General features: G+C 78.1%; 17 protein-coding genes. 8 read left to right on the forward strand and 9 right to left on the reverse strand.

The window, feature by feature from the left end; translation table 11 throughout:
* Positions 1-317 precede the first annotated feature (317 nt).
* Positions 318-1658: a cytochrome P450 gene (locus FS882_RS06020; RefSeq protein WP_158371881.1), complete on the reverse strand. Its 1341-nt coding sequence runs from the start codon at positions 1656-1658 to the stop codon at positions 318-320.
* Positions 1659-1701: 43 nt separating this feature from the next.
* Positions 1702-2676, reverse strand: coding sequence for a cation diffusion facilitator family transporter (locus FS882_RS06025; RefSeq protein ID WP_158371883.1), 975 nt, complete (start codon positions 2674-2676; stop codon positions 1702-1704).
* 99 nt (positions 2677-2775) lie between these two features.
* On the opposite strand from FS882_RS06025, the gene FS882_RS06030 reads away from it, so the two are divergent.
* The 3 genes from FS882_RS06030 (at position 2776) to FS882_RS06040 (ending at position 6380) form a co-directional block, all read left to right on the forward strand.
* A complete protein-coding gene (locus FS882_RS06030; RefSeq protein WP_158371885.1) occupies positions 2776-4545 on the forward strand; it encodes a metallophosphoesterase in 1770 nt (589 codons plus the stop codon).
* A gap of 256 nt (positions 4546-4801) precedes the next feature.
* Positions 4802-5233, forward strand: a complete 432-nt coding sequence (locus FS882_RS06035) for a winged helix-turn-helix domain-containing protein (RefSeq protein ID WP_187365154.1) — start codon at positions 4802-4804, stop codon at positions 5231-5233.
* A 79-nt stretch (positions 5234-5312) separates the two neighbouring features.
* The gene (locus FS882_RS06040) at positions 5313-6380 is read left to right on the forward strand and encodes a YihY/virulence factor BrkB family protein (RefSeq protein WP_158371889.1); all 1068 of its coding nucleotides are present in this window, start codon (positions 5313-5315) and stop codon (positions 6378-6380) included.
* Between the two features lie 105 nt (positions 6381-6485).
* Here the strand turns inward: FS882_RS06040 and FS882_RS06045 are convergent, their stop codons facing one another.
* From FS882_RS06045 to FS882_RS06055, 3 genes are all read right to left on the reverse strand, one after another.
* A complete protein-coding gene (locus FS882_RS06045; RefSeq protein WP_158371891.1) occupies positions 6486-8120 on the reverse strand; it encodes a peroxidase family protein in 1635 nt (544 codons plus the stop codon).
* A gap of 209 nt (positions 8121-8329) precedes the next feature.
* On the reverse strand, positions 8330-9475 hold the full coding sequence (locus tag FS882_RS06050) for a D-alanyl-D-alanine carboxypeptidase family protein (protein ID WP_158371893.1): 1146 nt from the start codon (positions 9473-9475) through the stop codon (positions 8330-8332).
* A gap of 306 nt (positions 9476-9781) precedes the next feature.
* Positions 9782-11029 (reverse strand): hypothetical protein, encoded by a 1248-nt coding sequence (locus FS882_RS06055; RefSeq protein WP_158371894.1) that lies wholly within the window; start codon positions 11027-11029, stop codon positions 9782-9784.
* A 523-nt stretch (positions 11030-11552) separates the two neighbouring features.
* Here FS882_RS06055 and FS882_RS06065 point away from each other — a divergent pair.
* The gene (locus FS882_RS06065) at positions 11553-12011 is read left to right on the forward strand and encodes a universal stress protein (protein WP_158371895.1); all 459 of its coding nucleotides are present in this window, start codon (positions 11553-11555) and stop codon (positions 12009-12011) included.
* A 55-nt stretch (positions 12012-12066) separates the two neighbouring features.
* Here FS882_RS06065 and FS882_RS06070 read toward each other — a convergent pair whose 3' ends face one another.
* The 3 genes from FS882_RS06070 to FS882_RS06080 are packed head-to-tail and all read right to left on the reverse strand — an operon-like array spanning position 12067 to position 14353.
* Positions 12067-13737, reverse strand: a complete 1671-nt coding sequence (locus FS882_RS06070) for a RecQ family ATP-dependent DNA helicase (protein ID WP_158371896.1) — start codon at positions 13735-13737, stop codon at positions 12067-12069.
* Positions 13734-13976 (reverse strand): hypothetical protein, encoded by a 243-nt coding sequence (locus FS882_RS06075; protein WP_158371897.1) that lies wholly within the window; start codon positions 13974-13976, stop codon positions 13734-13736. Before FS882_RS06075 ends, FS882_RS06070 begins: the two co-directional genes overlap by 4 nt.
* A 26-nt stretch (positions 13977-14002) precedes the next feature.
* Positions 14003-14353 (reverse strand): hypothetical protein, encoded by a 351-nt coding sequence (locus tag FS882_RS06080; protein ID WP_158371898.1) that lies wholly within the window; start codon positions 14351-14353, stop codon positions 14003-14005.
* Between the two features lie 148 nt (positions 14354-14501).
* Between FS882_RS06080 and FS882_RS06085 the strand changes: the two genes are divergently transcribed.
* Positions 14502-15290 (forward strand): glycoside hydrolase family 16 protein, encoded by a 789-nt coding sequence (locus tag FS882_RS06085; RefSeq protein WP_158371899.1) that lies wholly within the window; start codon positions 14502-14504, stop codon positions 15288-15290.
* 9 nt (positions 15291-15299) lie between these two features.
* On the opposite strand, the gene FS882_RS06090 is transcribed toward FS882_RS06085, so the two are convergent.
* Positions 15300-16121: an SDR family NAD(P)-dependent oxidoreductase gene (locus tag FS882_RS06090; protein WP_158371901.1), complete on the reverse strand. Its 822-nt coding sequence runs from the start codon at positions 16119-16121 to the stop codon at positions 15300-15302.
* A 331-nt stretch (positions 16122-16452) separates the two neighbouring features.
* Between FS882_RS06090 and FS882_RS06095 the strand changes: the two genes are divergently transcribed.
* From FS882_RS06095 to FS882_RS06105, 3 genes are read left to right on the forward strand one after another with little or no spacing between them, the layout of a single operon-like run.
* A complete protein-coding gene (locus FS882_RS06095) occupies positions 16453-18516 on the forward strand; it encodes a caspase family protein (RefSeq protein ID WP_187365155.1) in 2064 nt (687 codons plus the stop codon).
* A complete protein-coding gene (locus FS882_RS06100) occupies positions 18513-19391 on the forward strand; it encodes a hypothetical protein (protein ID WP_158371905.1) in 879 nt (292 codons plus the stop codon). The genes FS882_RS06095 and FS882_RS06100 overlap by 4 nt, the downstream gene beginning before the upstream one ends.
* A 19-nt stretch (positions 19392-19410) precedes the next feature.
* Positions 19411-20766: an MFS transporter gene (locus FS882_RS06105; protein WP_158371907.1), complete on the forward strand. Its 1356-nt coding sequence runs from the start codon at positions 19411-19413 to the stop codon at positions 20764-20766.
* The last annotated feature ends 86 nt before the right edge of the window (positions 20767-20852 follow it).

Consider the following 20852-nt stretch of genomic DNA (forward strand, 5'->3'; position numbering starts at 1 on the left):
CGTCAGGGACCGCGGTCCCCGGGGTCACCGGTCGCCGCGGAGGGCGCGGGACGGGCGAACGCGCCGCGCTGCGGCTCGCAGGCGGCCGTCGTCGGCAGTCGAGCGGCCGCCCGGGACTGGCCCCGGCGGGCGACGCGCCCTCGGGCCCCACTTTACGCCTGTCGGGCGACAGGTTTCGTCCGTATGTCGGGGAACTGTGACGCAGCCACCAGCGGCGGCGCCCGGACGGCCCACGGATTCACCCGCGCGCGCACCCCGGCCGGGTGCCCCGGACGCCCGCCCGGGCGGGGCCCGGACGGCGCGCCCGGGACCGCCGGTCAGGCCGCCGCCCGCACCCCCGTGCGGAACCGGGCGCCGTAGTGGTCGAAGGTCGCCGGCAGCGGGTCGGCGGCGAGGTACCGCCCCCGGGGGAACACCAGGTCGGCCTCCGACAGCCGGGCGAGCAGCCGCCCGGCGACGAGCAGCACGACGTTGCGCCCCGGGCACGACACCGGCCCGCCGCTGAACGGCAGCAGCCCCCAGTCGGCGTCCGCGCGGCCGTCGAGCCACGCCTCCGGCGCCCAGGCGTCGGCGACGCCGAGCCGGTCGGGGTCGCGGTGGAAGTGGGCGCTCACCACGGCGAAGCCGGTGCCCGCCGGCAGCACCCGCTCGCCCCACGTCGTCGGCCCGGTGCTGTCCCGGAGCACCACGAGCGTGGTCGGCCACAGCCGCACCGACTCCAGGACCGCCCCGCGGGCGTAGGGCTGCATCGCCGCACCCGACGCCGCCTCGGCCCGCAGCAGGTCCCGGACGGCCGGCCGCGCCGCCGCCACGGCGAGGGCGCGCAGCACCGCCGCCCCGGCCGCGTCGAAGGCGAACAACCACTGCGGCACCTGACCCGCGGGGTCGACCCCGCGGTCCGCCTGCGCGGCCGCGGCGTGCGCGATCAGGCTGCCGGGCTCCGCCCGCCGCACGTACGCGTGCAGCCGGTCGGCGAGCTCCGCCCGCAGCCGCGGCCGGCGCGGGCGCAGGTACGCCCAGTTCGCGGCCCGTCGGAGCGTCTGGAGGACGTCGGTGATCCGGTCGTCGTCGCGCGCCGACTCCCCCAGGACGACCGTCCGGACCGTCCGCCAGAACGCCGGGGCGAAGGTGTCCCAGTCGAGCACGCCGCTCCGCCCGACGGTGGCGAGGAGCGCCGCGGCCTCGCGGTCGACGGCCGCGAGCAACGGGTCCGCGTCGCGGTGGACCGGCTCGGACGTGTCGAGCGCCTGCTCGTTGAGCAGCCGCCGGGCGGGCCGCCGTCCGGGCGCCGAGATCAGGACGGCGTCGGGCTCGAAGTGCCCGAGCGCGGCGCGCTTCTCCACCGTCGCGGGGCTGAACGGCTCCGGGGAGCCGTCGAGCAGGGCGCCCACGTCGGCGGCCTCGAGCGGCAGCACCACCCGGCGCGGGCCGAGCCCCAGGACCACCGGGGCGCCGCCGTGCTCCCGCCGCAGGTCCCGCAGGAGCGCGCCCGCGGACCGGTCGGTCTGGTGCCGCTCGGCCCAGGCGGTGGCGCGGGGCCGGCGGACGACGGCGCCCTGGGCGACGAGCGGACCGAGCACGCGGGCGGCGACGGCGGCGGACCGGGCCGGGCCGAGATCGACGGGGGTGCGGGGGCTGACGGCGGGGGCGAGGGACATGCGGGTCCTTCCGGGTTCCGGGTGCCGGGCGGCGCGTGCGGGGTCAGGGCGTCAGGGCGGGCTCCTCGGGCTCGGACAGCGACAGCACCGCGCCGACGACGCCCGGCACGGCGGCCACCTGGCGCTCGACGGCGGCGAGCACGTGCGAGGCCTCGTCCTCGGCGGGGTTGCCGGCCAGGTCGACCGCGCCGACCAGGAACAGCTGGCGCGCGCCGACCACCTCCAGCCGCAGCTGGGTGACCCGCGCGACCTCGGGCAGGGCGAGCAGCGCCCGCACGGCCGCGCCCTGCAGGGCGGGATCGGCCGTCTCCCCCACCAGGAACCGGCGGTTGCGGTCGATGAGCAGCACGGCGACCACCGCCAGCAGCACGCCGACCAGGATCGAGCCGACCGCGTCCGGCACCGGCGAGCCGGTGATCTGGTGCAGTGCGATGCCGGTGCCGGCGATCACGATGCCGACCAGCGCGGCCGCGTCCTCGAAGAACACCGCGCGCACCGTCGGGTCGGACGTGGCGAGCACGTGGTCCCACAGGTCCATGTCGCGCCGTGCGGCCGCCCGGCGCGCCTGGCGCCAGGCCTGCAGGAGCGACGTGCCCTCCAGCAGGAACGACACGCCCAGCACCGCGTAGGCCACGGCGTACGACGACGCGGGCTCCGGGTGCACCAGCTCCTGGATGCCGTGGGTGATCGACACCCCGGCGCCCACGGCGAACAGCCCGATCGCGGCGAACAGGGACCAGACGTAGACCTCGCGGCCGTAGCCCAGCGGGTGCGCCCGGTCGGGCGCCCGGGCCGAGCGGCGCTGGGCGAGCAGCAGGAACACCTCGTTCCCGGTGTCCGCCCAGGAGTGCGCCGCCTCGGCGAGCATCGACGCCGCCCCGGTGAGGATCGCCGCGACGGTCTTGGCGACCGCGATGAGCGCGTTCGCGGCGAACGCGACGACGACGGTGAGCGTGCTCTCGTCGTGGCCGCGCGCCGGCGGACGCGGTGCGTCCGGGGTCGTGACGGGGCTGGTCATGGTCCCGGAGTAGCACAGCGCCGGGTGTCCCGCACGGGCGGGCGGGGGTGGGCGCGGGTGGCGCGACGGGCGGCCACGGTCCCGTCTACGCTCGTCGCGATGCCTGCACCCGACGCCGACCCCCGGACCGCCCCGACCCCGGCACCGGACCGCCCCGGCCGCCGCCGGTGGCTCGTCTGCGCCCTGCTCGCGGTCGTCGCGCTGCTCGCCGCGCTCGTGTTCGGCGTCACCACCGCCACCGCCGAGTCGAGCTTCGGCCCGCACGAGGCGCGGTACGACGTCACCACCGACGCGACGGTGACCGTCGACCTCGGGCCCCTCGGCACGCTGCAGATCGACTCGCCGCTGCCGCTCGGCCTCGGCGCGCGGGTCACGGTCGAGGAGATCCCCGCCGACGTCGACGCGCTGCACGGCGTCGACACGCTCCAGGCGCTCACCGGGGACCTGAGCTCCTACCTGCAGTTCTTCACCGGGCCGCAGGCGACGATCGAGGACGCGGCGCGCGCCCTCGTCGCGAACGCCCTGTGGCGGACGCTCGCCGCTCTAGCGGTGCTGGTCGCGGCGTGGACCGCGGGGTGGTGGCTGCTCGGGGCCGCCCGGCGCGCCGAGCTGGGCGGGCGGCTCGCCCCGCACGCCGCGCAGCTCACCGCCGGGGGGCTCGCCGTCGTGCTCGTCGGCACCCTGGTGACGGCGAGCGAGCGCGGCGACGCCGCGCAGCGCACCGCGTCGCAGCGGACCTCGGCCGTGTTCGACGGCACGCCGCTGGAGGGCGCGCGGATCACCGGCCGGCTCGGCGGGATCGTGGACACCTACGGCGGGCTCGTCGTGAAGGCCTTCCAGGACAACGAGGACTTCTACGACCGGGCCGACGGCGCCCTGGTCGCCGCCTGGGACGACTGGGAGGGGCGCCGCGCCACCGTCGAGGCCGCCGCCGACGACCAGGACGGGGCGGCCTCCGCGGGCGAGGACCCCGTCCCGGGGGCGACGGGCACCGCGGGCGCGACGGCCACCGCGGGGGCGAGCGCCTCCCCCGCACCGGAGGAGTCGACCGACGAGGAGGCGGAGCCGCTCACCCTGCTGGTCATCTCCGACCTGCACTGCAACGTCGGCATGGCGCCGCTGATCACCTCGCTCACCGAGATGTCGGGTGCCGAGGTGGTGCTCGACGCGGGCGACACCACGATGAACGGCACCTCGGTCGAGCAGTACTGCGTGACGACGTTCGCCCGCGCGATCCCGAGCGGCGTCGACCTCGTCACCGCGCCGGGCAACCACGACTCCGCCGAGACCACCGCGCAGTACGCGCGCGCCGGGGCGACCGTCCTGGACGGCGGCGTCATCGACGTGCGCGGGATGCGGATCCTCGGCGACAAGGACCCGAAGGCCACCCGCCTGATCACGACGCAGACCCAGGACGAGTCCTACGCCGAGGTGGGCGAGCGGCTCTCGGAGGTCGCCTGCGAGGACGCGGACGGGGTCGACCTGGTGCTGTTCCACAACCCGCGCACGGCGCCGGCGCTGCTCGCCGACGGCTGCGTTCCCGCCCTCGTCTCCGGTCACATGCACACCCGGACGGACCCGGCGCAGATCGGCGAGGGCATCCGGTACATCTCGTCCTCCACCGCGGGCGCGCAGGAGAACGAGCCGCGGATCGGCCCGCTCAAGGGCACCGCGGAGATGACCATCCTGCGCTGGGACCCGGAGAGCCGGCAGATCCTCGACTGGCAGCTGGTCGAGATCGGCACCGACGCGAGCGCGGTCGTGCACGACCCGGAGCCCTGGCCCGCGGTCGTCCCGGAGGACGAGGCGGAGGACGAGGCGCCGTCGGCGACGCCGACGGACGCGGCGACGGAGCCCGCCGCGGGCTGACGCCCCCGGGCCCGTCCCCGCACGCCGACACCTCCGTCCGCGACCTGAGACGCGGGCTCCGGATCCGTGCACCGCCCGGTGCCGCGTGCCACACTCGCCGCCATGACCTCCGCGCTCCCGACCTGCCGCTCGCCGCGGCTCGTCCGCGCGTGTCCGCTCTGTCGGGCCTGACCGCCACCCCTGCCGTCAGATCCGCGCGGGACGTCGTCGTCCCGCCCCGCCGCCGCGAGCGGCGGACCCCCGAGGAGCACCCCCCGTGAGCGTCCTGACCCCTGCCACGTCCGCCCGGCCCGCCGTCCACGCCCGACCCGCCGCGCCCGCCGCCGACCTGCCCACGCAGGCCGACCTCCGCCGGTTCGAGGAGCTGCTGGCCGCGCTGCCGCTGACCCCGGCCGTCCTGGTCGACCTGCCCGGCCGCCGCCTCGTGGTCGACGGCCGGGACGTCGACCTGACCCGCCAGGAGTTCGACCTGGTCGCGTACCTGGCCCGCTCGGCGGGCCGCGTGGTGACCCGCGACGAGCTGTACGACGGCGCCTGGCGCAGCCACGACCTGTCCGACCGCACGCGCACCGTCGACGTGCACGTCCGCCGGGTGCGCGCCAAGTCCGGCCTCGGCGGGCTGATCGCGACGGTCCGCGGCGTCGGCTACCGGCTCAACGTCCTGGACGGCCTGCGCGTCGAGGGCTGAGCCCCGTTCCTGTGGCGGGCCGGGCCCCCGCGGGTGACGCTGGCGACCGGAACAGCACCGCACCGCCCAGGAGGTCCCCGTGACCCACGACGACCAGACGAGCACCGAGCGCGCCGGCGCCCCGGCCCCGGACGACCCGCGCAAGCCCGACTCCCCCGACGACCTGACCAAGCGGTCCTGGAAGTACGTGCTGCGGACCACCGTCCGCGAGTTCAACCACGACCAGTGCACCGACCTGGCCGCGGCGCTGACCTACTACGCGGTGCTGGCGATCGCGCCGGGCCTGCTGGCCGTGGTGTCGATCCTGGGCCTGGTCGGGGACGGGCAGCAGCTCGTCGAGGACCTGGTGACGACCGCGACGGGGATCATCGGCCAGGACTCGGCCGAGGACACCCTGAAGCCGATCCTGGAGAACCTCACCAACTCCCCCGGCGCCGGCCTGACGTTCGTGATCTCGCTGGTGGTGGCGCTGTGGTCGGCCTCCGGGTACGTGAACGCGTTCAGCCGCGGCATCAACCGGGTCTACGAGATCGACGAGGGCCGCCCGATCTGGAAGCTGCGCCCCGTGCTGCTCCTGGTCACGCTGGTGCTGGTGCTGTTCGCCGTCGTCATCGTGGTGGCCGTCGTGCTCTCGGGCGGCATCGCCGAGAGCGTGGGCGACGCGATCGGCCTGAGCTCCGCCGCGGTGACCGCCTGGAACATCGCCAAGTGGCCGGTCGTGCTGCTGCTCGTGATCGTCGCCGTCGCGATCCTGTACTACTTCACGCCGAACGTCCGGCAGCCGAAGTTCCGCTGGATGAGCGTCGGCGCGCTGGTGGCGGTCGTGGTGTGGATCCTGGCGTCGCTCGCCTTCGGGTTCTACGTCGCCAACTTCGGGTCGTACGGCAGCACCTACGGCTCGCTCGCCGGCGCCATCGTCCTGCTGCTGTGGCTGTGGATCACCAACCTCGCCCTGCTGTTCGGCGCCGAGCTGGACGCCGAGATCGAACGCGGCCGCGAGCTGCAGGGCGGCATCGAGGCGGAGCGCACCATCCAGCTCCCGCCCCGCGACACCCGCGCCAGCGACAAGAAGCGGGCGAAGGCGGAGGAGGACGTCCGCCGCGGCCGGCTGCTGCGCGAGTCGCGCCGCACCCGCCCGCCGCGCTGACGACGCGTTCGGGCGCCGTCGCGGCGCGGTCCCGGCCGATCGTCCCGTCGCCACCGGATCGATCGGGTGGTGGCGCGACGACCGGCCGGGGACCGGGCCCCTCGGTCAGGGCGCGGTGACCCCCGCGACGTCGAGCAGGTCCGCCAGACCGCCGATCGTGCGCGCGCCATCACCTCCCGGCATGACCGGCACCGGGCCGGTCCCCCAGGCCGGGACGGTCGTCAGGAACGAACCGGGCTCGTGCCGCATGAGCCCGATGATCGTCTCCGCGACCAGCCGGCTGCCGACGGGCCCGAGCGAGTTCCCCGACGTCAGGACCTCCGCCTCCTTCAGCACGTAGTACCAGAGCGGCGTGCGCCCGGTGAGCTCGGGGCTGGTCAGGGCGGACCGCACACCCGCCGGCGCCCCGCGGAGCAGCTCGGCCCGGGTCAGCGGCCGGATGCGCAGCGCCCGCGCCACGGCCTCCCCCGTCGGCACGCCCAGCAGGTAGCCGCGCAGCAGGTTCCGCTTGGCCAGGTGCTCCTGGATGCCCGCGAGGTCCCGCGGCTCGTTCCGCATCACCGACAGGTCGTCGGCGAGCTGGGTGTCGATCGCGCGGGCGAAGTGCCGCGGGTCGGGGTCGCCCTTGTCGACGAACCGGTCCCACTCGATCGCCCAGTTCTCCGGCAGCGTCTGCGCGCCCCCGACGAACCCGCCGCGACCGGTGAACTGGAACAGCTGGTCCAGCGTCGCCCGCGGCGCGACGAAGCCGGGGTCCCCGAAGTTGCGGTTGTAGTCGTAGCTGTTGCGCACCTGGGAGTGCCCGAACCGGAACGCCGCCACGGAGAACTCCAGCGGCATCACCGGCGGCCGCTTCGCCGGGAACCGCTGCAGGTAGAGGCCCTTGAGCTCGGACAGCACCCAGTCGACCGTCCCCGGCACCGTCACCGTGCGCAGGTAGTCGTGCACGATGAGCCACTGGTGGGTGTGCCGCACGAGCTGCTGCGCCTTGCCGAGCAGGTCCGCGTCGGACAGCCCCGGCTCCGCCGTGCGGATCGCGGAGACCACCGCGTTGTGGAACCGCAGGTAGGCCGTGTGCAGCTGCGCGACGACCAGGTTCTCGTCGTTCCGGGAGTCGCCGATCGTGGCCGGGAACTGCGTCCGCCCCGTCGTGGGGTCGGTGACCGGGCGCCGGCCCGGCAGGTCGCGGGACGCAGGGTCCGCGGCGGCGGGCACCGGCTGCCCCGGGGCGGGCGACGCGAGCGTCCCGACCCGGAGGAACGGCCCGTCGTAGAACGCCGCGGAGCGGTCGCCCTCGGGCCCGTCCCCGTAGACCGAGTCGAGGTTGAGGTACGGCTGCCGGGCGTTGCCGAGCGCGGACCGGACCGTGGCCGCGTCGACGGGCCGCAGCGCCGGGTCGGCGATCGCGGGCTGCTGCAGGCGCGGGTCGGCGGAGTCCTCGAGGGTCAGGTCGTGGTCGATGAACTGGCCCCAGTACGTGTAGACGGCCGGGATGGTCGACGGCGGCGCCGGGCTCGTGGCGGGCTCCGCCATCGCCCCGCCGAGGCGGCGGAGCAGCGCGATGACCTGCGGCGGGTCGGCGGCCGGCAGGTGCGCGGCCTCGTCCCCCACCAGGTCGGCGAGCAGGTAGCCGAAGTCCGAGGCGCGGGCATGGCGGCGCAGGACCTCGCCGTGGCCGACGTTCTCGACCACCCGCCCGGCGACGGCGGGCGCGGCGGTCTCGGTCTGCGTGGCGTTCATGGGATCCCCCTGGGCGGTGCCGGGCCGCGGTGGCGCCCGGCTCGGGTGGCGGACCCGCGCCGCGCGGGGCGGCGGGGTGGGCGGCCCGGTCGCCGCCGGGGGGTCGCGGACGGCGCGGGCCACGAGGCCGGCGCGGGGGCCGACGACGACGTCGGGGCGGCGCACGCCGGCGCGCGAGAGGCCCATCACACCACCGCGCCGGGGGTGGTTCAAGAGTCGGCGGGGCCTGCTCCCGCCGGGCCGCCGCCAGGAGCCACCGGGGCCGGCGCGCCCGTGTACTCCCAGTGCCACGGCTCGAGCGGCCCGTGCCCGCCGGGGCCGGCCCACGCGGGGTGCTCCCACCCGTGCGCCGGCCCGTGCTCCACCATCCACGCGTACAGCGGCGAGTCGAACTGCCCGACCCCGCCGAAGCCCGCGAAGTCGACCGCGACGCCCCAGCCGTGGTGCGACACGCCGGCAGGCGCCGCCAGTCCGCCCTTCGCGACCTTCAGCGCCGCCTGCTCGGCGTAGGTCCGGTACGTGCTGCCGACCGGCAGGTCGCTGCCGTGGTCCGCGCGGAACTCCTCGTTCAGGGCGACCAGGGCGACCACCGCGTCGCACCGCAGCCGGGCGCCCGGGGCGAACGGCACCGGGCACAGCAGGGCGGGGTCGACCGTGCCGTCCGCGAGCAGCCCGGTGGCGCGTGCCGCACCGCCGCCGGTGCGTACGGGAGCGCCCACGACGCGCCCGTCCAGCACCGGCAGGTCCGCCGCCGCCCGGGTGGCCTCGGTCACGGCCTGCTCGACGCGGTCGAGCCCCGCGCCGTCCCCGGCCCCCTGCTCCGCCGCCACCGGCACGCTGCGCTCGACGGCGAGCGCCAGCCGGAACACCGCACCGGCCGCCGCCCGCACCCGCACGGCGGAGGCCACGCGGTCGCCGGGGGTCGCCGCCGGCTGGGTCCAGGCATCGGTGAGGCGGACGACCGCGGCGTCCAGGCCGGGCAGGTCGGCGAGCGGCTGGGGCGAGACCCGCAGGGGCTCCACCCCGGCCGCGGCGTCGAGGGCCGCCCGGGCGAGCAGCGCCGTCTCGGCGGACAGGGCCGGCTCCTCGGCCGCGGTCCGCGCCGTCCACCGCGCCGCGTCCGCGGCTGCGGCGCGCTCCGGGGATGACCCCGCCGCGGACGCCGGCGCCGCGACGGCGGGCGCCGGTGCGTCCGTGCCGCCCACGGCGGCGCCCTCGTTCAGCGCGGTGCCGAGCGCCACCACCAGCCCGGCGGCGAGCAGCGACCGACCGCCGGCCCGGGCGACCGTCGCGCCCCGGCCGAGCCGCGCGCGCCCGACCAGCCGGTGGCGAGGGCGGCGCGGCGCTGACGGCATCGCGGGGGCTCCTGGACGAGGCGGGTCGCTGATCCGCGCGGGCGCGGCCACCGGGGGTCCTGGTCCCGCGACGGCCGGTCGTGCCCGCGCCAGGAGCCGCGTCGCCGCCGACGCCCCACCCGGGCGCCGGTGCCGCCGCCACCCGCGAGGTGCGCGCCGGTCGTGCCAGGCCCTGGACCCGGCTACCGCCACGGGCGCCCCGTTGCTCCGAGGCGTGCCGTCCGGCCAGCGTAGGAACGGCCGCCCGAGGGTGTCAACGGCAACGGGTGACGCCGGTCACACCGCGCGGTCGCCCCCCGCGCGCCGTCACAGCGCGTCGAGCGCCGCCCGGGCCGCGCGGAGCCGCTGGTCGGCGCGGTCGGCGTGCCGGGCCGCGGCCGTCCGGGCCGAGCGCGCGTGCCGCACCTCCAGCCCGACCTCGCGCGCCTCCTGCTCGGCCGTGGCCAGGGCGGCGCGCAGCCGGTCCATCTCCTCGCGGGCGCGCTCGATCGTGGCCGCCAGCTCGTCGGCGCGCTCCTGGGCCGCGCGCAACCGGTCCTCGGCGGCGTCCCGGGCCGCGCGGCGCTGCTCCCACTCCTCGCCCGCCAGGGCGAGGTCGCGCTCGGCGCTGCTGACCGCCGCGGCCCGGCGGCGCTCCCGTGCCTCGCGCTCGGCCTCGGCGCGACGCTCGCGCTCGGCCCGGGCGGCCTGCTCGCGCGCCTCGCGCTCGCCCTCGGCACCCTCGGGCTCCTCGGCACCGCCGGGCTGCTCGGCGCGCGGAGGTCGCGAGCGCGCCACGGGCGACGTGCCCGCGCCGTCGTGGTCCGCGACCCGGACCCGTCCCCGGCGGCGCCCCTGCCCGCCACCGCCCGACCCCTCGTCGCCCTCGGCGCCCGGCGGCACCGTGCGCAGCGGCTGCTCGGGCTCCTCCGCCGTGAGCAGCCGCCCACGCCGCCGTCGCGGCGGGCGGCCGTCGCCGGTCCCACCCGGTTCGTCGTCCGCCTGGTCGCCCTCGCGGGCCGCGGGCACCGCCCGCATCGGGGTCCGCCGGCCCGGTGCCCCGGCCAGCGGGGGCGCGTCCGGCACGGCCACGGCGCCGGCGACGTCGACGGGCTCGAACCCCGAGGAGAACAGGTCCCGCACGAGCAGCCCGGTGGCGACCGCGACCGCCGCGTCCGGGTCACCCATGGCCGCCCGGAGCGTCGCCTCGACCTGACCCCGCACGGCGGGCCCGCCCGCACCGCCGAGCAGATCCAGCGCGGCGTCCGCGGCGGCGCCCACCGCGCGCTGCTGCTCGGCGTGCAGGGCGCGCAGGTCGGCGCCCGCCAGGGCCGCCTGGGCCTCGCGGAGCCGCACCCCGAGGTCGAGCAGGCCCGCGAGGTCGTCGGCCCGCTCCCGGACGAGGAGGTTCACCGCGGCGGCCGCCGAGGACGGCTTGCGCAGCGCGCCGACCGACCGCGCCAGGTCGCGGTCGCCGTCCTGCCGGGCGGCGCGCACGGCGGCCGCGCGGGCGGCGGTGAACTCGGCTGGCGGCACGCCGTACAGGCCCGCCGCCACCTCCGCCAGGTCCACCACCGCCGCCACCTCCCGTCCCGTCCTGCCCCGTCCCGCCCCCGCCTCGCCCTGTCCGGGGGCCCCGTCGCGCCGGCCCGTCCCGCCCGACCCGCCCGTCGCGGCCGACGCAGCCGCCGCATCCGTCGCGCCCGGTGCAGCCAGTCGGGTCCGTCGCTCCCGACGCCGCCCGGCGCGCCGACCGCGCCGCGTCGACCCCAGCGAACCACGAGCACCGCCCGGACGCGCGCGTCCGCGCTGGTCCCGGCACCCGCGACGCCGAGGCGCCCGCGTGACGCGCCGCCCCGGACACCGCCCGCGCGCGCCCCACGCCCTCCCCGCACGCCCCACCCCCTCGGCGCGACGCGCGCGCCTCAGCGCGCGCCCCTCGGCGGCGCACTCCCGGCCGGTCCCGCCCGGGCCACGCCCGTGGCGGTCCCAGGGCGCGGACAAGCCCCGTCCGGCCGCCGGATGGCGCCCGCCGGCGGCGGCGCAGCCGATAGCGTCGGGCCGACGGCGACAGCGGGTGCGAGAGGGACGGTGCGGCGTGACCGGCCAGCAGTTCGAGATCGGCCACGACGGCCCCACGGCCGTCGTCGTGGGGGTGGACGGCTCCGACCCGTCGCTGCGTGCGGCCGCGTACGCGGTGGGCGTGTGCCGCCGGCAGGGCGGTCGCCTCGTGGTCGTCTACGTGCGCGAGCCCGGTGGGGGCGTGGCGTCGCTGATGGACACCACGGGCGCCGCGAGCGTCGCCGTCGCCGAGCACCAGGACGCCGTCGAGCGCGCGCTCCGGGACCCCCGGGCGCTCGCCGACGCGCGCGGCGTGCCCGTCCAGCTCGTGGTCCGCACGGGCGACCCGTACCAGGTGCTGTCCGCGGTCGCGCACGAGGTGCGGGCGGACAGCGTGGTGGTCGGGTCGTCCGCGAGCATCGGGCACCGCATCGCGGGGTCGCTGGCCGTGCGGCTGGTGCGCAACGCACGCTGGCCGGTCACCGTCGTGCCCTGAGCCCCGCAGGCCGTCGCGACCGGGTCGGCAAGCGGCCGTCGGTGCGACCGGGTCGTCAGGCGGCCGTCGGCGCGCCCGTCGCGGGCCGCAGGAGCCCCGAGTCGAGCGCCACGGCGGTGTCGAGGGTGACGTACCCGCGCTCGGCGAAGAACACCGTGACCCGGTCCTCCTCCACCACGGACACCTGCCCGGGACCCCACTCGGCGTGCTCGACGGCCTGCCCCGGGCGCAGCGGCGCGTCCTCGACCTCGACCGAGGTCCCGGCGTCGCAGGAGTCGCACGCCCCGCACGGCCGCGGGTGCTTCTCCCCCAGCAGCTCGAGCAGCAGCCGGCGCCGGCAGTCGGTGGTGTCGGCGTACGCCCGCACGACCTCGACCCGCGACCGCTCGACGGCCCGGCGCTCCTCCTGGCGCTCGGCGGCCGTCCGGGCGGCGGCCTGGGCGGACACCCCCGTCGCGACGAGCGCGCCGCCCTCCTCACGCCGCACCGCGCCCGTGTCCAGCAGCACGCCCAGCGCCCGGGAGACGGTCCGCGCCGCGAGGCCGCTCGCCTGCGCCAGCGCGCGCTGGTCCCGTGCCCCGTCGGGCGCCTCGCGCACGGCCGCCAGCACTGCCGCGAGCGTGCCCTGCCGCGGGACCCCGCCGGAACGCAGGTACTGGTTGAGGCCGATGTCGTCGGGCCGGCTCACCAGGACCGCCCGGGCGGGCTCGCCGTCACGGCCGGCGCGGCCGACCTCCTGGTAGTAGGCGTCCAGGGAGGTGGGCGGCCCGGCGTGCACGACGAACCGCACGTCCGCGCGGTCCACGCCCATGCCGAACGCGCTGGTCGCCACGACGAGGTCCTGCGCACCGGACAGGAACGCCCGCTCGACGGCCGCGCGCTCCTTCGCGGGCAGGCCGGCGTGGTACCCCCGTGCAGGGAGCCCCGCGCGCCCCAGCGCCTCGACGAGCTCCTCGACGTGCGACCGGGTGCGGGCGTACACGAGCCCGGCGCCACCGGGGTCGTCCGCCAGGTCCCGCACCACCGCCACGACCCGGTCGTCGCGCTCCCGGGGCGTGGACGCGTGGTGCGCGCCGAGCCAGATGTTCGGCCGGTCGGCGTCGTGCACCAGCACGCGGGCGTCGACCATGCCGAGCCGCTCGACGATCTCGCCGCGCACCTGGGGCGAGGCGGTGGCGGTGAGCGCGAGCACCCGCGGGCGACCGAGCCGCTCGACGGTGCCGGCCACGTGCACGTAGTCCGGCCGGAAGTCGTGGCCCCACTCGCTGACGCAGTGCGCCTCGTCCACGACGACGAGGCCGACGGGCGCCCGGTCCAGCGCCTCGGCGACGGGGCGGCGGACGAGCTGCTCGGGCCCCAGCACGAGCACGTCGAGATCGCCGGCCGCCGCGGCGTCGAGGGCCGCCGCCTGCGCCCGGGCGCCCCGGGCGGAGCTCACCGACTCCGCGCGCAGGCCCGCCTCGCGCAGCCCGGCGACCTGGTCCCGCTGCAGGGCGAGCAGCGGCGAGACGACGACGGTCAGCTGCCCGCTCAGCAGCGTCGCGATCGCGTAGACGGCGGTCTTGCCCGCGCCCGACCGAGCGACCAGCAGGGTGTCCCGGTCCCGCAGCCCGTCCAGCGCGTCCCGCTGCGCCGCGCGCAGCTCGGCGTCCTCGCCCAGGACGCGGCGCACGGCGGCGTCCAGGTCCGGCACGCCCGCGCCGGACCCGACGGTCGAGCGCGTCACAGGGTGCGGGCTCGGTTCAGACCGAGGAAGAACGCGCCTCCGCTGCACAGGATGCCGACGGTGAACACCCAGATCTCCGCGGTGTCGACCGCGAGGCCCATCAGGTAGAGGCCGCCCACGAACAGCACGAAGCAGAACAGGAACAGCAGCACCCGCGCGGGCGGGGGCGGCGGGGGCTGCTCCTCGGACGCGCGGACGCGCTCGAGGTAGTCGTCGTCGGTCGTGCTGCGGTCGGACAACGGGGCCTCCGGAGGTGGTCGGCGCCTCAGCGGCGCGGCTGGGCGGGGTTGGTCGGGACGCCGTGGGACGGCGGGTTCTGCGGCGGCCCGGCGGTCTCGGGCGAGGCGCTGCTCGTGCCCGCGGGCGCGGGAGCGGCCTCGGCGGCCGGGGCCGCGGCGTCGCCGCCCGAGGGCCGCTGGCCCTCCGCGAGGTCGAGCAGCCGGTGGTCCAGGATCTGGATCACCGCGACCCGGTTCGCGTGCGCCTCCTCGTAGCGGCGCAGCACGTCGATCTCGTCCGCCTCCAGGCTGCGGATGCGGTGGCCCAGCGAGCCGATCGGCAGGTGGTCGTAGTCCGGCACGGGCAGGTCCTCGCGACGCACGTCGTCGTCGGTCATCCGTCCTCCCGGGGTCCTGGCGGCACGGGGTGCGCCGACCTCCGTCGACGCTAGGCCGGGCCGCCGGGGCCTGCCACCGGAGCGCGCCGCCGCCCTACGATCGAGCCGCCCGCGCGCCCCGCGCGCCCCGTCCACCGAGGGAGACCGCGTGCCCGCACCCACCCCGGGGCCGACCGTCCTCGACGAGCGGTTCACCACGTCGCCGGAGACCCGCGGCTGGACGCTCGCGTACCTGCCCGCCTGGAGCTCGCGGAGCGCCGCCGCGGCCGCGGCCCGCACCAGCCCGGAGGGGCTGCACCTGACGATCCCGCCCGACCACCCGGTGTGGTGCCCCGGTGACCACGAGCCGCCGCTGCGCGTCTCGGCGGCCCAGAGCGGCTCCTGGTCCGGGCCGGTGGGCAGCACCCGCGGGCAGCAGCCGTTCCGCCCCGGGCAGAGAGTCCGCGAGGAGCAGCCTCCCCGGTGGGCCTGCACGCCGCGGTCCGGCCGGGTCGAGGTGACCTGCCGGGCGACCGTCGGGCCCGGCTCCATGTTCTCCGCCTGGCTGGTCGGGGTCGAGGACGTGCCCGAGCGCAGCGGCGAGCTCTGCCTGGTGGAGGTGTTCGGGGAGACCCTCGGCACCGGCCCCGACGGCGCGCCGACCGCCGCGCTCGGCTCCGGGGTGCACCCGTTCCGCGACCCGGGCCTCCGCGAGGAGTTCTCGGCACCCCGGACGACCATCGACGTCGCCCGGTGGCACACCTACGCCGTGGACTGGCGTCCGGGGCGGGCGGCGTTCGCGGTGGACGGCGTCGTGACGCGCGAGGTCGCGCAGGGACCGGACTACCCGCTCCAGCTGATGCTCGGGGTCTTCGACTTCCCGGGGCAGCCGCACGGCCCGGGCGCGCCCGCGGTGCCCGAGCTGGTGGTCGGGCGGGTCCGGGTCACGCCCGGCTGAGCCCGGGGCTCACTCGCCCGCGTCGTCCGGGCGCCCGCCGTCGAGCGGCTGCGTGAACCCGGCGTGCATCGCCGCCTTCGCGCGGTCGGGCAGCACCGCCGCCGCGGCCGTCTGCAACCGGGCCTTGAGCGAGCGCACCTCGACCTTGTCCCGGCCCGCCATCAGCGCCTCGAACGCCTGGTCGGCGACGTCGGCCGGGTCGTCCTTCGGTCCGCGGCCGACCGGCGTCTGCTCCATCCCGGCCCGCGCGAAGAACGCGGTGTCCGTCGGACCCGGCAGCAGGGTCGTGACGGTGACCCCGGTGTCGGCGAGCTCGTGGTGGAGCGCCTCCCCGAACGACTGCACGAACGACTTGGACGCCGCGTAGGTCGCGTACCACGGGCCGGGCATGAGCGCCGCGGTGGACGCGGTCAGCAGCACCCGGCCCGCGCCGCGCTGCACCATCGCGGGCAGCAGTGCCTTCGCGAGCCGCACGGTGCCCACGACGTCCAGGCCGACGACGGCCAGGTCCGCGTCGAGCGGCGTCTCCACGAACGGCCCACCCGCTCCGCGCCCCGCGTTCAGGGCGAGGGCGTCCACCGGCCGGCCGGTCGCGCGCACGGCCCCGACGAGCTCGGCGACTCCCTCGGCGGTGGCCAGGTCCGCGTGCACCGGGCGCACGGCGTTCCCCGCCGCGGTGAGGGCGTCGGCGGCCAGGGCGATCTGCGGCTCGTCCGCGGCGACGACCAGGTCGAACCCCTCGGTCGCGAACCGCCGGGCGAGCTCCAGCCCGATCCCGCTCGACGCGCCCGTGACGACCGCCAGCGGGCGGGGCGTGGTCTGCTCGGTCATGGTCCGGCCTCTCGTCGGCTGCGCGCGGGCGACGCGGCCGCACCCGCCCGTCGGACGCTAGGTCGGGCGCGGGCGTGCCGCCACCGGGGCGGGAGGGGCCCTCGGGAGGCCGGACGGGGCGGGCGCCGTTGCCCGTGTCCCGCCCGACGGAGGTGACGCCCGGGGATGCCACGGACGGTACCAGCGTGACGCACGCCACACCAGAGCCGCCCCGTTCCTTGACGCGCCCGCCCGCCGGTGCTGCACTCGGAGGGGTCCGCACCCTGGACGACGGAGTCGAGATGGCCGCCCGCCCACACCCGTCAGCCACCCGACCGGTCGGGTGACCACCGTGGCGCGCGCGCTGGTCATGGTGGGCGTGGCCCGCACCGGCGGCCGGTTCCCGGAGCTGCCGGCCGTGCCGGGCGCCGTCGCGGCCGTGCGTGCCTGGGCGGCCGAGCAGCGCGTCCCGGACGACCTGGTGCTCACGTTCACCGACGACGACGGCACCCCGGTCACCTCCGCCGCCGTGCTCGCCGGCGTGCGCGGGCTCGTCGACCGCGGCGACGTCGACCAGCTCGTCGTCTACTTCAGCGGTCACGGCATCAACACCGGGAACGCCGAGTTCTGGCTGCTGACCGGCGCGCCCGAGGACGGCAGCCAGGCCGTGAACGTCTCCCTCACCTCCTGGTTCGCCGAGCGGCTGCCGGTGCGGCACGTCGTGCTCGTGTCGGACGCCTGCCGCACCGCCGCGAGCACCGTCCAGGAGCTCAGCGTGCAGGGGGTCGCTCTGGTGCCCAACCTGCCACCGCGCGGGCCGGCCGCGGCGGTCGACGTGTTCTACGCCTGCGCGCTCGGCGACCCGGCGTACGAGGTGAAGGACCCCGCCGCGTCCGGCGCCGCCTACCAGGCGCTGTTCACCTCGGCGCTGGTGGGGGCCCTGCGCGGGGACCACCCGGCGCTCGTGACGCCGGGGCCGGGCGCGGGCGGCGGCGCGGCCGGGGGCGAGGGAGCGGGTGGCGGCGCGGCCGGGGGCGGCGCGGGGTTCGGGCTCGTGCAGCCGTGGCCGCTGAAGCGGGCGCTCCCCGGGCTGGTCGCCGAGCGGCTGACCGCGGCCCACGCCCCGCTCGACCACGCGCAGACCCCGGACGCCCGGCTGTCGTCCGACCCGGTCGACGCCTGGCTGTCCCGGCTCGAGCCCTGGCCGCTGGCGGCGACGGCGCCCGGGGCACCCGGGACGGGCACGCCCGCGGCGCCTGCCGGGGCCGGGGACGACGCCCGGCCCGCCGACGGCGTCCCCGCCGGCGGACCGCCCGCGCCCGCGGCGGTCGACGCCGACGCCACCCCGCTCCCCCCGCCCGCCCCCACCCGAGGGGCGGGTGGCCTCCTCGCCGACGCGGAGCGCGCCGCGCCGGAGCCGGTACCCGCCGCCCGTGCCGCCGCCGCGGAGGCCGCCGACCGCCTCGTGCTGGGCCTGGCCGTCGGGCTCGCGGCGGGCGCCGGCGGCCTGCCCGCCGGGGCCGTCGGCAGCACCGTCGCGCCGTCGGGGGCCCCGGCCGCCCCGCCGTCGCCCGCGCGCCCGCCCGAGCCCGCGGCCGCCGCGCCCGCGGTCCCCGCCCCGGTGCCGGCACCCGACCTGGAGGTGGCACCGCTGCCCACCGCGCCGCGGCCGGGCGGGCCCGTCGTCGTCGTGCAGGGCGACCGCGCGCTGGACGTCGTCCCGGTGTCGCCGACCGCCGTCGTCGTCACGTTCGCCTCGGGCGGCTGCGCGGTGCTGCCCACCCTGCCGGGCCGGGTCACCCTCGCCACCGTCGAGCACGGCTGCCTGGTCGACTGCGCGCTGCCCCGGGCACCCGGCGCCGACGGCGGGCCGCCCCCGCCGGGGGTGGACGGCGCGGTCGCGCGCCGGGCCCTCGCGGCCGCGTGGTCCCGGTTCGGGCTGCGCCCCGACGACGAGGACGACGAGGACGAGGGGCCCGCCGAGGAGCGCGGGCGCGCGGACGACCCGGCGCGGGCGGCCCGGCGCACGGTCGCCGTCGACGCCGACCCCCTCGCGGCGCTCTACCGCGCCTGGGAGCTCCACGACCGCGGCCGGCGCGCGGCGATCGCCGACCTGGCCCGGGCGGGGTCGCCGGGCGCGCGGCTGTTCGACGTCGTCCTCCTGGCCTCCGGTCCCGACCCCGGCCGCGACGACCGCCCGGTCGACTGGGCCGGGCTCCTCACGCCGGCACCCCTGCTGTCCCGCGGCTGGCCGCTGCTCGCCGCCGCGCCACCCGCGGTCCAGGACCGCGCGCTGTCGTTCCCCGCGCGGCTGCCGTCGCACTGGACGCTGTTCGCCGCCGACAACGCCGACCGCGTCGCCGAGGTCGCCGCCGCGGCGGCCCCCGGCCCGCCGCACCCCGAGGAGGAGCCATGAGGACGCTCGTGCTGGTCCACGGCCGGGCCCAGGAGCACAAGGACCCGCTGGCGGTGAAGGAGGAGTGGCTCTCCGCGCTCGACGCGGGCGCGCACCACGCCGGCCGGCCCCTCGACCTCCCCGACGACCGGGTCCGGCTGCCGTACTACGGCCAGACCCTGTTCGACCTGGTGGCGGGCGACGCGGACCACGCCGCGGAGGTCGTCGTCCGCGGCGCGGACGCCGGGCCCGACGCGGAGACGCTGTTCGTCCGGGAGACGCTGCTCGAGATCGCCGACCGGGCCGGCGTGGCCGAGGACGCGGCGTCGGAGGCGGGCGCCGAGGCCGCGGTGGAGCGCGGGCCGATGAACTGGCGCTGGGTGCGGGCGACGCTCACCGCCCTCGACCGGCTGCCCAACGTCAGCGCCTGGTCCCTCGCGCTCGCGACCCGGGACGTCTACCAGTACCTGCACAACGTGCGCGTCCGGGACACCATCGAGGACGGCGTGCGGCAGGCGCTCGACGGCACGGAGGGCGCCGTCGTGGTGTCGCACTCGCTGGGCACCGTGGTCGCGTACAACCTGCTGCGCCGCGAGGCGCGCCCCCGCGGGTGGGACGTGCCGCTCCTGGTCACCCTCGGCTCGCCGCTCGGGGTGACGAACATCAGCCGCACGCTGCGCCCGGTGTCCTGGCCCGAGCCGGTCGGCGCCTGGTTCAACGCGTACGACCCGGAGGACCTGGTCGCCCTGCACCCGCTGACCGCGCCGTGGTTCCCGGTGGACCGGATCGACGACTACGGCAAGGTCGACAACCCGACGCCCAACCAGCACGGCATCTCCGGGTACCTCTCCGACTCCCGGGTGGCGGCGACGATCATCGAGGCGCTGGCGGGGTGAGCGCTAGCATCTCGCCCTTGTGAGCCGCCTCCTCCAGACCGTCCTGCCCGCCCGGCTGGGGGTCCCGTTCCGGTGGCTGATCGCCTCCTCGTGGACCAGCAACCTCGCGGACGGCATCGCCGTCGCGGCCGGGCCGCTGCTGGTCGCCTCGCTCACCCAGGACGCCCGGCTGGTCGCGCTCGCCGCCACGCTGCAGTGGCTGCCGCCGCTGCTGTTCGGGCTGCTGGCGGGCGCGCTGGCCGACCGGTGGGACCGGCGCCGGATCGTGCTGGTCGTGAACGTCGTCCGGGCCGTGGTGCTCGCGGCCCTCGCCGGCACCCTCGCGTCGGGCCACGTCACGATCGGACTGGTGCTCGGCGCGCTGTTCCTGCTCGGCACCGCGGAGGTGTTCGCGGACAACGCCGCGCAGACGTTCCTGCCGATGCTGGTCGCGCGCGACGACCTCGCCCTGGCGAACTCGCGGCTGCAGGTCGGCTTCATCACCGTCAACCAGCTGGCCGGCCCGCCGCTCGGGGCGGCCCTGTTCGCCGCGGGGTGGTTGTGGCCGTTCGCCACCCAGGCGGTCGTCGTCGCGGCCGCGGCCCTGCTGGTCGCACGGATCGCGCTGCCCGCGCACCCCCGCGAGCCGGGCACGCGCAGCCACCTCGGGCGGGACATCGCCGAGGGCTTCCGGTGGACCGTGCGCCACGCCGCGGTCCGCACCCTCGTGCTGACCATCTTCATCTTCAACATCACGTTCGGCGCCGCCTGGTCGGTGCTCGTGCTCTACGCGACGCGGCGCCTGGGGCTCGGCGAGATCGGCTACGGCCTGCTCACCACCGTCAGCGCCTGCGGCGGCCTGGCGGGCGGAGCCGCCTACGGCTGGATCACCCGGCGGGTGTCGCTCGGGAACCTCATGCGCATCGGGCTGGTCCTGGAGACGCTGACGCACCTGGGGCTCGCGCTGACCCGGCAGGCCTGGGTCGCCGTCGTGATCTTCTTCCTGTTCGGGGCGCACGCGTTCGTCTGGGGGACGACGTCGGTCAGCGTCCGGCAGCGGGCGGTGCCGCCGGCCCTGCAGGGACGGGTCGGCAGCGTGAACACCGTGGGCGTGTTCGGCGGCCTCGTCGTCGGGTCGGCGGTCGGCGGCGTGCTGGCGGAGCGGTGGGGCGTGACGGCGCCGTTCTGGTTCGCGTTCGCGGGGTCGGCCCTGTTCGTCGTGCTCATCTGGGGCCAGCTCCGCCACGTCGCGCACACCGACGAGGCGTCCGAGCCCCTCGCGGCCGACGAGGCGTCCGAGCCCCTCGCGGCGGCCGAGGCGGCCGAGGCCGCGGCGGCCGACCCCGGGGCGGCACGGGACGTCGCGGGCCCCGGCGGCGGGACGCACGCGCACTGACGGTCCGGTCCCGCGCCGCCGACCGCCCGCGCGGTCGCTCGCCGAGATAGGTCCTCCCGCTCGAGGTAGGACCGTCTGCGGCCCTA

This window comes from Cellulosimicrobium cellulans, from assembly GCF_007679345.1.
GTDB lineage: Bacteria > Actinomycetota > Actinomycetes > Actinomycetales > Cellulomonadaceae > Cellulomonas > Cellulomonas cellulans_A.

Excerpts from the sequence above, each read along its gene's own strand:
- FS882_RS06045 (WP_158371891.1), bottom strand. The coding sequence starts at position 8,120 with ATGAACGCCACGCAGACCGAGACCGCCGCGCCCGCCGTCGCCGGGCGG.
- FS882_RS06025 (WP_158371883.1), bottom strand. The coding sequence starts at position 2,676 with ATGACCAGCCCCGTCACGACCCCGGACGCACCGCGTCCGCCGGCGCGC.
- FS882_RS06080 (WP_158371898.1), bottom strand. The coding sequence starts at position 14,353 with ATGACCGACGACGACGTGCGTCGCGAGGACCTGCCCGTGCCGGACTAC.
- FS882_RS06030 (WP_158371885.1), top strand. The coding sequence starts at position 2,776 with ATGCCTGCACCCGACGCCGACCCCCGGACCGCCCCGACCCCGGCACCG.
- FS882_RS06100 (WP_158371905.1), top strand. The coding sequence starts at position 18,513 with ATGAGGACGCTCGTGCTGGTCCACGGCCGGGCCCAGGAGCACAAGGAC.
- FS882_RS06090 (WP_158371901.1), bottom strand. The coding sequence starts at position 16,121 with ATGACCGAGCAGACCACGCCCCGCCCGCTGGCGGTCGTCACGGGCGCG.
- FS882_RS06020 (WP_158371881.1), bottom strand. The coding sequence starts at position 1,658 with ATGTCCCTCGCCCCCGCCGTCAGCCCCCGCACCCCCGTCGATCTCGGC.
- FS882_RS06050 (WP_158371893.1), bottom strand. The coding sequence starts at position 9,475 with ATGCCGTCAGCGCCGCGCCGCCCTCGCCACCGGCTGGTCGGGCGCGCG.